The sequence below is a fragment of the Bacteroidia bacterium genome, assembly GCA_041391665.1.
Classification (GTDB): domain Bacteria; phylum Bacteroidota; class Bacteroidia; order J057; family J057; genus JAGQVA01.
The window spans coordinates 2457483-2472099 of the sequence record JAWKNO010000002.1; the positions used below are offsets into that span (position 1 = coordinate 2457483).

Sequence of the window (14617 nt, forward strand, 5' to 3'; positions counted from 1 at the left end):
CATTCTTTTGCAGATATAAAGAACTTTATGTGTATATTCTGAATTATTTGTTTTTGTTTATTTATATATATATCTGATAGTTAGTTAATTATGAAATTATTTCTGAATCCACTAACCTGTTAGGTTGCCGAAAAAATATGCCCAAAGAAGAAATCAAATCCTCCCGGATCATTCAATTGCTGCGTACCCTTACTGAAAAGGAATTTCGGGATTTCGTGGTCTTTGTTCGGTCTCCCTGGTTTAACCGCAACGAACGTCTGGTCCACCTCGCTGAGTTTTTATATGATATCCGCAATGATTTTGATACTCACTTTCCTGATCGCAGAAAGGTGTATGCGATTCTTTACGGGGAAGACGCCGTTTTTCAGGAACAGCAGGTATATGACCATTTTTCCTTTCTTACCCGTTTGCTGGAAAACTTTTTTGTTCAGCGCACTTTAGATGAAAACCCGGAAGAATATCAGCGTCTGCTGCTGAATTCTTTTTCTGCAAAAAATCTGGAAAACCAGTTTGACCGCCTCTACCGCCGAAAAGTAAAAGAATGGGACAAACACCCTTTTGGCGGAACGGATTATTTTCTGACAAAATACCGGATCCAGCAGGAAGCCGTGATGTTGTTTGGGCAGCAGCAAAAACGCGAGACCGATCGCCATTTGCCCGATTTATTTTCCTCATTGGATATCGCTTATCTTTCAGCGCGGTTGCGTTTTACCTGCGAATGGCTCAACCGCGCCAATATTGTCCAGACAGAACCCGGTGACTCTGTCCTTGCACCGCTTCGTGCTTTTCTGGATGCTGTACCAGCCCATTTTCTGGAAATTCCCTCTGTCAATGGCTATTATCTGGTGTTTCTGATTCTGACAGCCGAAAGTCCGGGGGAAAATTACCCGAAACTGGTGCATCTGCTGAAACAATCCTCCGCACATATTCCCCGCGAGGAAGTCAACGAATTGTATGCGCATGCCCAGAATTTTTGCATCAAAATGATCAACCAGGGGCAGGCCGAATATCAGGCGCATCTCTTTGGCCTTTTTCAGGATTTGATGGATCAGAATCTGCTGATAGAAAACGGGCACCTCGACCACCGGAAATACAAAAATATCATCACGGTCGGGCTGCGGATGGAGGCATTTGACTGGGTATGGAAATTTTTATTTGAATACAGAGACCATCTTTCTACTGAATACAGGGAAAATGCATTTACCTATAACCTTGCGGCTTATCACTACGAACGGCGCCAGTATCACCAGGCGCTCCCGCTACTCAATCAGGTAAATTTTACCGATGTTTATTACCATCTCAGTGCAAAAGCGATGATGTTGAAAATTTATTTTGAGATGGAAGAAGACCTCGCGCTGGAGTCTCTGCTGGATACCTTCCGGATATTCCTTGACCGAAACCGTACGATATCAGCCTATCAGCGAACCGTTCACAAAAACCTGATCCGGTTTACCCGAAAAGCACATCGGCTGCGCAATGAGCAGATTTCTATGAGCCGCGAATCACTGGAAGAATCAGTCCATTCACTCGTTCAGGAGATTCTTTCCGTACGTGAAGTCGCAAACATCAACTGGCTTGTAAAAATGGTAAAAGATATCTGTGAAAATGATTGAGCAAATAGAAATGCTGAATGATTGTTGAAATTTTTTTATATTGAGTTTAACCTTTCTTCTTCAATGCCTATGAAAAGCACTACTGCAATATTAATTGTCTGGGTTTGTCTATCTGCATGTTTCTATAGCTATGGTGCAGACTTCCGTTTATATGAAGTTGAAAATGGCCTCATTTACGGTGTCATCTCCGACGCACAAAGCGGTGCCCCTATGGCTTTCGCATCCGCAGGTATTCGCAGTCTGAATATTGGCGCTACTTCTGATACGGAAGGTCGTTTCAGGTTGAGACAGGTGCCTCCGGGGGAATATGAAGTGGAATTTCGCTATCTGGGGTATAAGACGGAGGTCATTTCTGTGAGCATCCGTTCTGGCGAAGAACTGAAGTTGGACGTGAAGCTTTCGCCTGAAGGTGTGACGCTGCAAACGGTGGAAATGACCGCCCAGCGCGAAGGGCAGGCTGCCGCGATCAATCAACAGATCAATTCCAATACCATTGTCAATGTTGTCTCGAAGGAAAAATTGCAGGAATTGCCCGACCAAAACGCGGCTGAAGCGGTAGGAAGACTGGCGGGCGTCTCCTTGTACCGCGATGGGGGAGAAGGGCAGCAGGTGACGGTTCGCGGTATTTCGCCCCGCTTCAACAATATCACCATCAATGGAGAAAGACTTCCCTCTACCGACCCCGAGTCGCGCTCAGTGGATTTGAGTATGATTTCTCCCGATATGCTGGCCGGGATTGAGCTGTACAAAGCCCTGCGACCCGATATGGATGGCGATGCGATCGGGGGTACGGTGAACTTTTCGATCAGAAAAGCTGCACCCGGGTTTCAGGTAAATGGTCGTGCATTGGGCGGGTACAATGGGTTAAAAAATGATCCGCAGCAGTTTCGCTCCAACCTGAGCCTAAGCAATCGTTTTGCAGACAATAAGATCGGTATAATTATGACCGGCAACTTCCAGCGGGCCAACCGGAGCTCAGAATTTCTCGCGACAGACTACGTCTATCAGGGCGTCAATGCACAAACCGGAGAGCCAATTATCAAAATCGACAACCTGAACCTGGGAGACAAACTCGAGGTACGCGACCGGCTGGGCGGAAGTGTTACAGCCGACTATACCTTTAACAAAAACCACGAAGTAATGCTCAGTTCCAGTCTGGGGTATTCTACCCGGGAGGAATTGCGTTATCGAAGGAGGTACAGGGTTACGAATGCCTATCAGGAGTTTGACGTCAGAGAAAGAAATGGAAATACCCTGCTTTTGTCCAACAGCCTTACCGGAAAACATCATTTCGGGAAATTGGATTTTACCTGGCAGGGATCTTTATCTTCTTCAGATCAGAATACACCCTATTCTCTTTCGGGGCGGTTTCGCGAACTTTCAGCCATTAACAGCCAGCCCCAAAACGCGACCATTGAGGCGATTCCGGGTATATTTAAAAATACGCTGGACAAAACGATCATGTACGACAGCAACTTTGAGACCTCCAAAGTAGATGAAGATATCCGCACGTTACAGGCTGATTTGAAATACAATTTTAAACTATCCAAAAGTATCAACGGCTATTTCAAAACAGGGGGAAAATACCGCAATTTTATCCGCGCCCGTGACCAGTCCGCACTTTTTATCAATCCCTATCTCCCCGTAGATAACCCCGCCCGGCAAAATCCTGAACTGTTTGTGAAAAATGCCGCAGGAGAAATTTTGATGGTCAACTTTCTGGGCGACTATACCAACGACGGCTATTACAATGGGAAATTTGATATTTTACCCGGTACACCGGGTCTGAGAGATACCTTTACGACTACCCTGCAAGAAGTGGATATTGCTGCATACAATGCGCTTTATGGCACCAATTATCAGGCAGGTCAGGAACTTCCCTACAAAGGTCAGATTGATATTGAAAAAATCAGACGATTTTATGAGCGATATAAAAATGCGGATAACGGATACCATATCAATCAGGAAGCAGACCTGGAAGACTATGACGCCAACGAATCAATTACCGCAGGGTATGTGATGTCAGAAGTAAATATTGGCGAAAAACTCATGCTGATGGGGGGACTTCGTTATGAAAACACCCGCCAGCAATATACCAGCCGATCTGGTGCACCAAAAGGAGAAGACGAAGGCGGGACAGGGTTTCTGGAACTGGTGGACGTTTCCTCAACCCAGGGCTATGACGATTTTCTTCCTATGGCACATCTTCGCTACAAAGCCGCCAAATGGATGGACGTACGCCTGGCTTATACACGCACCCTGGCCAGACCCAATTTCTTTAATCTTGTACCCTGGGAGCGGATCAATGTGGCCGAGCGAATTATTGACAGAGGCAAACCCGATCTTCTTCATACCAATGCCAATAACTACGATGCTTTTTTGTCTTTCTATAATAAATTTGGCCTGCTGACATTGGGCGGGTTTTATAAAGAACTGGAAAATATAGACTACGTGCGCACCCGTACCATCGTCGGAAATGACGATTTTAAAGGCTATTCGCTGACAGAGCCTGATAATATTGAAGGGATATCAACTGTGCGCGGCCTGGAAATAGATCTTCAGGCCAATCTACGGCCCCTGGGCGGATTTTGGAATGGGATCATCATCGGGGCAAACCTTACCCTGGCGAGGTCGCAAACCTATTATCCCCTGTTTGATGTAGAGACGACCTTTATTCCCACCCCGCCTTTTTTTGTTACGATTGTGACGGACACAGTTCGGTCAGGGCCTATTGTCGGACAGGCAAATATCATCGCCAATGCGACGCTTGGATACGAGAGGAAAGGTTTTTCCGGGCGTATTTCGATGATTTATCAGAGCAGTGCCCTGTCTCCCGGAAATCCGGGTATTGGAAGTTCCGGTTCGGGGGTAGGAGCGATTCCGGAAGAAGATTTCTATGACGCGTCTTTTATGCGATTTGACCTGGCACTAAAGCAGCGAATCGATAAAAAGGGCAAATGGACAGTCATGTTTAATATGAACAATATTACCAATACCCCTGAAAGAGCCTTTCAGGGTACGATTAATCAGTTACAGGAGGAAGAGTTTTTTGGCTTTACCGCCGACCTCGGGCTGATGTTTAAATTCAGTAAGTAAATAATTTTCTTTACCCTTAACCAATTTACCTATGAAACGTTCTCTTCTATCATTGCTCAGTATCCTTTGTATAGGATTCAGCGCTTTTGCTCAATCTTATATGTTTGTTCCCCCGGGCAATCCTGGCATTCTCAATAGCACCATAGCAGGAGATACGCTGCCAAACGGGCAACGAGCAGATTCCAGCAGGATATATGTCCTGAAGAGAGGCATTCCCTATCTGCTTAGTGCCGAGATCCAGTTTGGGGATTATCACCTCCAAATCGTATCAGAAAGTCCGGATACTTCCGAATTTCAGGCCCGGCCATTGATTATTTATAATGTTGAGCAGGGCGGTTCTACCCTTGATCAGCTTTTTCGTATAGACGGTGGCGGCGGATCACTTACCCTCAAGGGTTTGCACATCAGTGCCCAGGATATATTGGGCAACTATGTACTTCGCCCATTTCGGATCAACTCAGATAATGTAAGTGTTCATATTGATGATTGTATTGTGGAAGATGTGGGACAGGCTGGTTTCCGTATTCAGGGAGACAATTCCAAAATCTACGTTACCAATTCCATTTTCAACCGGATGGGGCAGCCCAACAACCCCGACAACGGGCGGTTTATTGACAACCGCGGAGTGCCGATCGATACCATTTGGGTAGAGCAGTCGGTAATCTATGGCGTTACCAGCCGTATTTACCGGCATAGTGGCAGCGGTTCGATTAACTACCTGCATATAGACCAGAATACCATTTGGGGATCCGGTCAGCATGGGTTTACGTTGGTGAATGTCGGTGCGATGAAGTTTACCAACAATATTGTGTTCAACGGAGGATTTTTGGGACAGACGATCAGTGGCGTTCCGGATTATGTGTTGAATCTTGACACGATGAGCACGGGCCCCACGAACTATACGGTCAGTCACAACAACTTTTTTATTGAGCCGGATTTGATCGCAGCACTTCCTGCCGATACGAATGTGCGCGGAGATACGATTGTACCGATTACAAGTTATTCCCCTGCGGCGCAGGCGGCGATGGATTCAGCCGGTACGGCAGGTACAGCTTTGAGCCAGGATATCGCCTTTATCAATGAGCCACCGCTACCGCTTCAGTTTATCACGGCGATTATGACTGACACATCCACTTCGGGGGCTTTCCCGACGGCGCAGCCGTGGGATTTCTCCGACCTTACGCCAGATGTCAACTACTCTGCGTTGGGTACAGGCAATATCAACCGATACACCGTGTTACACGACTTTCATTACCGCAACTACGAACCCTCTGCAACCGCGGGTGATGCGGGACAACCATTGGGTGCTTATACCACGGTCGTGACAGGTGTGGAGGATCTCTTCACCCGGCAGCAAATCAAATTGTACCCCAACCCGGCGGTTGAAAATATTTTCCTGTATGAGATTCAGGACATTGATCTGCAGAAGGTGATAATTACAAACCTGATGGGACAGAAAGTTCGCGAAGTACAGCTCACCGCACGGATTCCTTTTATGGAAATATATGTCGGAGATCTCAGCAACGGCGTATACGTACTGAGCCTCCTCGAAAAAGGCGGCAAAATCAGCTCCCGGAAATTTGTGAAGCAATAAGGTCTTTTTTTTGATGAAAGTACTCAACCCGGTGCAGACTTCGGTATGCACCGGGTCTTTTATTGTAAAAATCAAGGACTAGTCTGTTCCTTAAACTTCCCGCACCCATTCCACTACAACAAGGATGGAACGGAAACCTGTGCTTTTTGCGCATATCCGTAATTATTCTCTGCATATATCTTTTAATTCCGCAATCACAGTTTGTTTTCTTTCTTAAAATCACTAATTTGATCCGATATTGGAATTGTTAATAAAGGGGATCAATACGGTTTTTCATTAATTCAAAAACGCAACCATTTTTAATGTTGTGCTATCACCCGGTCCCATACTTTTGCCTGCTCTCTTATTAAGTATTCTCTTACTTATTCCTTGCCTGGCTTCTTCGCAGTCTTCACCGTCTGTTGACTCTGTGCTGCTACACGAAAGTTACCTCGCTCACGATGCGCTGATTCAATCTCTTATCGGGAAAGCTGACTCTCTTGTCGGAGAAAATAATTCTTTATCATTAGCTCTGGCTCAAAAAGCGTGCTCCCTGGCAGTGATTGAAAATAATACAGAAGCTCAAATAGAGGCTTTAAGGGTTGCCGGTAGTGTGTATTTTCACAATCACCAAACGGATTCCGCTCTTAGGTATTTCACTTCTGCGCTCAGTCTTGCCGATAAAAATACTCCACGGATTGATGTTGCCTATATTCTTAACGCCGTGGCCGCTACTTACCAACTGGATATGAACTATGAGGCGGCAGTAAAAGAATATGAGCGTATACTGGAACTTGGCCTTTCGGAAAAAGAGGGTGCTCGCATTCTCCGAAATATATATCACAATTTGGCCTGTATTTACCAATATCAGGAAGAATACCCAAAGGCGATATCAGGGTTTCAGAAGTCGATGAAAATATCATTGGCTACTAACGATACCGCTGCGATCATCTCTACCCAAAATCTTATCGGCGATACCTACCGGGAAACAAAAAACTATGATTCTGCCATGATTTATTTGCGTTCTGCTTATTCGCTCATGAAAAAAGCAGACAACTACAATGAAATTGTCTCTGTTCTCAACAATATAGGTGCTGTTTTTCTCGATCAGCATATCGCCGATAGTGCGTTTTTTTATTTTTCTTCAGCCCTGAAGAAAGCGCAACAAAATGATAATATCTATGGTGTTTGTGTGATCAATTATAATCTTGGCCGCATTGCCCAGGATAATCAACAATACAATGAAGCTGTACGTTTTTTTCAGTCTTCATTGGACGTAGCTGAAGCGCATCAATTCACAGAGCGTATCCTGTTTGGGCAAAAAGAGCTGCAACATACTTTTGCGCTTATGGGCGATTTTTCGGCTGCATATAAAGTCCAGGAGCAATATATGCAGCTAAAAGATAGTCTCTTTGCCGTGGAAGGACAGGGAAAACTCAAGAAGCTGGAAAAAAGGTTAGTGATTCAGGAACAAGTACAGAAACAGGAGAAGGAAAAACAGGCGCTTATATACGCCAATCAATTGCGAACCATCTGGCTTGTAAGCTCTCTTATCGCGCTGGGGCTTGTGTTGATTTTGACTGGCGTACTCGTCAGCCGGTATCGGTCCAAATCAAGGCTGAATCGATTGCTGGAAATTCAGAATCAGAAAATCCAAACTCAAAGTGAAGTGATTGCGCAAAAAAACTTCCGGATGGAAAAATCTCTTCATGACCTGAATGAGTTTGCTTACATTGTTTCCCATAACCTTAGAGAGCCGCTTCGCCGAATCGGAAGTTATGTTTCTCTCCTTAATATGCGTTATGCGCCCACGCTCCCTGCTGAAGCCGGCGAGTTTATGAAATATTCCGTGCAGGGAGTCCATGATCTCAAACTGATGCTCGATGATTTGCTCAGCTATGTAATCGTAGAGATAGAAAATCACGCGGTCAGCCAGGTCGATACGGCAGCAATTGTGGAAAATGTCCGCTTAAAGATTTTGGAGGATATACCTGATACTGAAATCACCATTGTGCAGGCTGCTCCGCTTCCCGTGATTACCTCCAATGAAAATCTGTCTGAACTTCTGTTTTTTCATATTATAGAGAATGCGGTAAAGTTTCGCAGCCAGGAGCCACCGCTGATTCATATTTCTGCCAGCCCCGAAAAAAACGGCTATCATTTTACCATTCAGGATAATGGAATAGGGATTGATCCGATGAGCATTTCGAAAGTGTTTTCTTTATTTTATCGGGGAACCGTTTCTGATAAATACAGTGGTACCGGGATTGGGTTGTCTGTTTGTAAGAAAATCGTAAATCTTCACCATGGCGAAATCTGGGCAGAATCCTCGCCAGGAAATGGTACGAAAATACATTTTACAGTTTTCCCATTGGGCAATCAATAAGCTTCTATTTCAAAAATGCTCGCCCGATTGTTGCCCTCTTCACCCCATGAAGCCGTAAGGATATATTTCGCATCAGGTGAAAACGCCGCCGACTTTACCGTACCCGGGTGCCGGATACTCAACACCATTTCACGGGTATTCAGGTTAAATACCCTTACCCGGTTATCATAAGAGGTGGTAAGCAGGTATTTCCCGTCTGGCGAAAATGCTACAGTAGATACCCAGTCCTCAAATGTGTCAAACTGAATTACCAGTTTGGGGCCTGCATTTCCTATTTCATAGATCTTCACTAGTTTGTTGCGTGTGCCCAGGGCGAGATATCTTCCGTTGGGAGAATATGCAGCAGAAAGTACCTCTCCGATTCTTCCCGGCAAACTTCCCGCCGCTTCCCCTTTCTTCCAGTTCCAGATCCGTACGGTTTCGTCTTCTCCTGCACTTATCAGCTGTTTGCCGTCGGGCGAAAAAACCAAAGTCAGAATGGACCCATTTGCATGCCCTTCGAGCGTATTGACCATTTTTCCTTCCGCAAGATTGTAAACGCGAATCACCTGATCGGCAGATCCTGTGACGACAAAACGACTGTCAGGCGAAAAAGCAACAGACCAGATTGCCGCCCTTGCGTCTTCCAGCGTCCGAAGCAATTCCCATGATCCTGGTGACACCTGTGCCCATATCCTGAGCGTTTTATTCGCAGATCCGGTCGCAATATACCGGCTGTCAGGCGAAATCGCCGCTGCATAAATGCTTCCTCCATGAGCCAGGGTAGCGATAATTTTTTCGCCATTGCGGCTCCATACACGGGCAGACCCGTCGGCAGAGGCTGTGACAATAAAGCTTCCATTTGGCGCAAACAGCGAAACATTTACCTGGCTCTCATTGCCGGTAAGCCGGTAGGTAAGTGTTGCTTCCCATTTTTCGGTCGGACATTTACCGTCGGGTACAGATGACGGGATACAGTTTCCGTTCCTGTCAATCATAAACTTTTTTTCGTATCGTTTGACTTTGGCCCGGTTGTCTGCGGAAAAATTTTCTGCATACTGAAACTTCATCCCATTGAGCATCAGGTTTCCCTCCTGATCGATATATTGATATTTTCCGTCCAAAAATACCACCGCCCAGGGTTTCTGTTTTTGCAGAAGCGTGGCATCTTCAAACTCAACAGGACTTTCGTAGGCAAAAGGAATGACTACCTTTCCTTTTCCATCAATTACGCCCCATTTTCCTACAGATTTGATTGTAGCGAAACCCTGCCGGAAGTCACGTGCATTGTCAAAACGAAAGGGAATAACCGTTTCCAGATTGCGGTTGATATAACCCCATTGATTTCCCAGTCGTACAGCCGCTCTTCCTTCTGAAAATGGCCGTGCGTCCTGGTATTTGATGCCCAAAAGGCTTGCGGTAGTATCGATAAATCCGTATTTCCCCCCGTACTCAACCAATGCCAGCCCTTCAACAAAGCTGGTGATATATTTAAGTTTTGGGAGAATTTTGGGAAAATTGCTGTTTGCCGTATCCGTGATCAGCGGAATTTCCGGAATGGAATCACTGGCCTTTCCATTGATCGCAGAAAGAAGCATTCCTACCCGTTCTTTTACCTGATTGTCTTCTGTAAATTGGTTGATAGAATCCAGGGTCGATACGAAGTTTTGTTTATCCCTGAAATAGTCCGGTGCGACTGAAAGCAGATCATCTACCCGGTTGAAAGAAAGACTCAGGCTGTTTTGCTGATTGGCACCTGTGGCCAGTAAACCTTTTTGCAAAAACAAAACGGCCTCCGCATAAATGGCATTCGCATGGGTACTATCCGCCTTGACTGCATCGCGAAACTGTTCTTCTGCCGCTTCTGGCTGTTGGGTACGGTAATAAATGACGCCCTGATTATATTCTGCTTCACTGCGAAGCCGGGCGAGCAGTTGTTTGGAAGGAAGAGGTGTCAGCGAATCATTTTCCAGGTCCGCAGCCTTTTCGCTAAGTCTGGCAAATTCCTCCCGCGCTTCTTCGACATTTCCCTCTTCCCAGGTAAGATAGGAGAGGTTGAAGTCGGGGGTGAGGTAATCGTTACGGTTGGTTTCCTTTTTTAGAAGAAGCGATATCTGATAATTTTCCCGTGCGGCAGCGAAATTCAGGCTGTCGAAATAAGAATTGCCGACATAGGTATGAAACCGCATCCGGGAGGATTTATTTTCCAAAAAATATCTTTCTCCGGAAAAGGTATGCACCCGGTCAAGCCGCGAAGGATCAAGCGAAAATATGATCAGGATCACGGTCGCCAGTGCAGTGCTGGCCCTGACCCATGTACGCAGGCCCAATGCAGGTATTCCCTGCCGAAACAGTCCGTTATTGATCGCTCCGGGAAGGGAAAACCGGAAAGTCGCTTCCGGCAGGGATTTGAGGGATTTGATGACTGTTTTGTCGCGGATTTCGTGATTGAGGCTGTAAGTTTGAGCCTGCTGGATCATTCGCAGGTTGCTGCCCAGACTTGGGTTTAACTCTGCTTCCTGAATCGCTATATTTAACTGATGTTCGGCTTCAGCATAAGAACCTGCCGGAGGTGGATTTTCGCGCAGAATATGGACCAGGGTTTGTCTGACCAGGGTTTGCTCTTTGGGCTGGAGCCGGGAAATAAGTTTTTCTCTGATATCTTCAGGTATTTCCCCCTCTCTGAACCAGGGCAGACTTACCAGTTTAAAAAGTGTCTGGGGATTGACCAGTGAAACGGTATGAGCGGTCGATATCGCTTCGCCAAGAGCCAGGGTAAGATCCCAGGCTAAGTGGGGGTGCACTGCACAGGCACACAGCCAGGTAAAGCTGTCTTTTCCGCTATGTATTTCATATGTCTCGTCCAGCCCGGTATAAAATGTATCAAAATAAACCTCAAGCTTTCGCAAAAGATCGGGTGATTCGGGATCAGGAGGAATAGGGTAGAGGTTCTGCTCAATCCAGTACCGCAGCGGTGGGTGCTGGTCGTCATTAAAAATATCAACAATCACACCCAACGCCTCGGTAGTGGCGGGGGTAAAAATAAAATTTCGCGATAGTTCGACCTCCCGGTGCCCCCAGCTTAAAGGACATTTGGGTGAAACAATCGCAACCTGCTTCCATTTTTTCAGCAATACACTCCAGTCTGCCAGCCGGTCAGTAACCGGATCAAAAAAAGACTCTGCCTGACCGATAATGACCACCCGGTTTTCCGGAAACCGGCGGTAAAGGTCTTCAAGATAAATCTCATCGACATACCGGTCTTTCCAGCAAAGACGAGGATCCTGTTCGAAAAAATATCGCTCGATGTATATATCCTGCTGACTAAGCTCATGCATCAACTGGTCAAACAACATAGCCTGATGGTCTCGTGCACTTTGTTTGGCAATGAGAACCAGATATTCGGGCGGGCGGGAACGCGGGTCGTAAGCCGGCGAGGGAAAGCCCCCTTTTTCTACAGTTTGTGAGATGCTTTTGTCCACATTCAGGTCTGTAACCTCTCCGGGTTCACGCTCTCTGAGGCGGCGGCTGGCCTCAAAAAACTTTTGCTCAGTATAAAGTTGAAAACCTTTATGGCCGGTGTGGATAGTCCATACATACGGAGGCATTTTGCCTCGTTCTTTTATCAAAAACAGCTTTTTTCGGTTGTACCAATAAGATTCGTAAAAAATAAATGCAGTAATGATCCCTACAATCAGCAAAATTTTCAACAGTGGCCCATATTGCTGAAAGAGGCCAGCTTTTAGATCTGAAATATCTTCTCTGATCAGCCCGCTTTTTTCCAGAGGAAGTTGTGTGGTCAGTTGGCTGAGTAGGGTGTCTTTGCGGGAATGTGTTTCCGGAAACGAAGTGGAGGCTAATACACTGTCCGGGGTGTTGACCTGCATACCACCGAGTGAATCTACCCGTTGGAAGGGATTGGAAATTCCCAAAAGACAATACGAAGCATTTTGAATATTGCCGGTTTTGATATAACAATCAATACCCTGTACGCCCAGATAGCCCAGTCCGAGAATCAGTACCAACTGAGCAACCAGATAAGACCGGCGGCGGGAAAGAAACTGCAACATTCCCGAAGGCTCTTTTCCGGAGGTCGAAATGACCGGCGGTTGTTCAGGTTCTGGATCGTTGAGAAGTCCAGCCTGATAACTTTCAAAGAAATCATCAAACAGGCGGTAGAAGGTGTCCTGCTGTTCGGTAGAATTGGCAAATACGGGTGCAAGAAGCGTTTTCAGCCTTTCGGCGGGAAAACCCGGACCGAGTTCTTCCAGTAGTTGTTGTACTTGTAAGTGGGTATCTACGCCTACAGGATAGCCGTTATTTCGCAGGAACATAATAAAGTCCTCGAAGAGAATCAGATGGGTATGTTGGTTATCCAGCGACAAAGGCGGTTTTGTCTATAGTTATTGAACGTTACAAATTAAAAAATAATCTATTCTCTTTTTTATAAAAACACATTCTCTCTTACTCATATAGTTCTCGCTGGGCTTTTTCCCGTTGAACTCTTTCCGCTTCCTGTAGCAACTGGTATTCGATGATTTCCATCGGTAGAGGGCGGTCAGTTTTGTCTCCAAATATAATATCAGGGAGTGCGGCCAGTGTTTCCGGGAAATACTCTTCTACCCATTCTACTACATCTGTATAGGAAACCGGACTAAGCTCCCGCAAAACCGACACCCGATCTCTGTACATTTGGCCCAACTGAAACAGCTTTTTCCGCACGTCCTGGCGTCGTCCCTGTAATCCAAACAACCTGCTCCAGAAGGTGCGGCGCTCTTCCTGGTAGATGATGCTGATAAAAATGATAAACCGGGGCAGTTCCTGGTCGGAATGTGCGCGCCAGCATTCATCTGCATACCATCTGAGCAGTTGGAAAGTGCCGCTGTCCCATTTGTCGGCAAAGATTGTGTGCTGAAAAACAACAATTCCGCCTTTTGGTGCTTTCAGTAAAGCCAGGTCATGCACATTCCATTCTGTTGCGGAAACACCCGGCAGTTCGCAGGCAATCGCGAGACTTCTTTTCAGGTTGCGTTTTCGCATATTGGTGTCGCCTGTATAAGGCCAGTCTTTGACGTCGTAAAAGTTTACCAGCCCCGCTTCCCTGCCAAATAAACGCTCCGCCTGATACCGGATATCCACTTCCCTGAAGCGCCGGATCAGACTTCGGTGGCGTTCTGTACGGGTACCGTGAATAAAATAGATATGTGCCGGATGAAGATTTTCACTGACGATTTTTTCAAAACTGTCGCGGAAACTCTCCACCTGCCGGTCTCTGTCACAGAGGAAAGGCACAATCGCACCCTGCCCGTCGGCAGCGGCGATATTGAGCCGCCAATCGGTGCCTTTGCCCCAAAGTTTCCAGGGAAATGTTGCAGACTCTTCTCCGGGGATATAGAGGGAACGATAATTTTCCCCGCGGTTTAGTTGGTTGTATGTACGGGATTCGGCATCAGAGAACGCCTGCCGGATGGTGCGGTGATCGGCGAGTTTTTTATAAAAACGGTTGGCAAACGCGAGAGCGGCTCTGTCTTTGATCGCAGTATCAGTCGCTACAACCGCTGGAACACCAGCCCCGATAAGTGCCTGGGCATGATTTTGGGTGGCACAGCCATTGAGGAAAACCAACCGGAGGTTGGACTGGCTTCCCAAAAAACGGGTAAAACTTTCGAGCCCTGCGGCTTCTTTTTCTCCTGACTCAGACTCCAGCAAGAGTTGCATGCCGTCGGCATGCCCGGCGTAGTGGAATACTTCCACGCTACCCGGATTGCGCCTGAATACCTCTTCAATTTCCTCCAAAGTGGCATTTCCCCGTACAATTATCCGGTAAGGCGGCGAAACCTTGTTTTCCAAAAGACGGCGAATGTTTCTGACCTCAGAAACAAGGTTCCTTAGGTAGCGATTGGGGTCCGTCCTGTCATTGGCGTACGCGAGAAATATTACTGGTGTATAAGGTTCAGCCATTTATGTCCA

6 protein-coding genes are annotated in these 14617 nt (G+C 46.5%); 4 read left to right on the plus strand and 2 right to left on the minus strand.

The window, feature by feature from the left end:
• Positions 1-137: 137 nt before the first annotated feature.
• The 4 genes from R3D00_21445 (at position 138) to R3D00_21460 (ending at position 8668) form a co-directional block, all read left to right on the plus strand.
• Positions 138-1613: a hypothetical protein gene (locus tag R3D00_21445; protein MEZ4775759.1), complete on the plus strand. Its 1476-nt coding sequence runs from the start codon at positions 138-140 to the stop codon at positions 1611-1613.
• A 69-nt stretch (positions 1614-1682) separates the two neighbouring features.
• Positions 1683-4709 (plus strand): TonB-dependent receptor, encoded by a 3027-nt coding sequence (locus R3D00_21450; GenBank protein MEZ4775760.1) that lies wholly within the window; start codon positions 1683-1685, stop codon positions 4707-4709.
• A 31-nt stretch (positions 4710-4740) separates the two neighbouring features.
• Positions 4741-6303: a T9SS type A sorting domain-containing protein gene (locus tag R3D00_21455; protein MEZ4775761.1), complete on the plus strand. Its 1563-nt coding sequence runs from the start codon at positions 4741-4743 to the stop codon at positions 6301-6303.
• Positions 6304-6634: 331 nt separating this feature from the next.
• Positions 6635-8668 carry a tetratricopeptide repeat protein gene (locus R3D00_21460; protein ID MEZ4775762.1) on the plus strand — a complete coding sequence of 678 codons (2034 nt, stop codon included), beginning with the start codon at positions 6635-6637 and terminating at the stop codon, positions 8666-8668.
• Here the strand turns inward: R3D00_21460 and R3D00_21465 are convergent.
• Both R3D00_21465 and R3D00_21470 read right to left on the minus strand, forming a co-directional pair.
• Positions 8662-12981 carry a WG repeat-containing protein gene (locus R3D00_21465; GenBank protein MEZ4775763.1) on the minus strand — a complete coding sequence of 1440 codons (4320 nt, stop codon included), beginning with the start codon at positions 12979-12981 and terminating at the stop codon, positions 8662-8664. The two genes, R3D00_21460 and R3D00_21465, sit on opposite strands and share 7 nt — an antisense overlap.
• Before the next feature lie 130 nt (positions 12982-13111).
• A complete protein-coding gene (locus tag R3D00_21470; protein ID MEZ4775764.1) occupies positions 13112-14608 on the minus strand; it encodes a CHAT domain-containing protein in 1497 nt (498 codons plus the stop codon).
• Positions 14609-14617 lie beyond the last annotated feature (9 nt).

Bases quoted from the DNA above. Each gene is read 5' to 3' on its own strand.
- R3D00_21470 (MEZ4775764.1), bottom strand. From the start codon at position 14,608: ATGGCTGAACCTTATACACCAGTAATATTTCTCGCGTACGCCAATGAC.
- R3D00_21455 (MEZ4775761.1), top strand. From the start codon at position 4,741: ATGAAACGTTCTCTTCTATCATTGCTCAGTATCCTTTGTATAGGATTC.
- R3D00_21445 (MEZ4775759.1), top strand. From the start codon at position 138: ATGCCCAAAGAAGAAATCAAATCCTCCCGGATCATTCAATTGCTGCGT.
- R3D00_21465 (MEZ4775763.1), bottom strand. From the start codon at position 12,981: ATGTTCCTGCGAAATAACGGCTATCCTGTAGGCGTAGATACCCACTTA.
- R3D00_21450 (MEZ4775760.1), top strand. From the start codon at position 1,683: ATGAAAAGCACTACTGCAATATTAATTGTCTGGGTTTGTCTATCTGCA.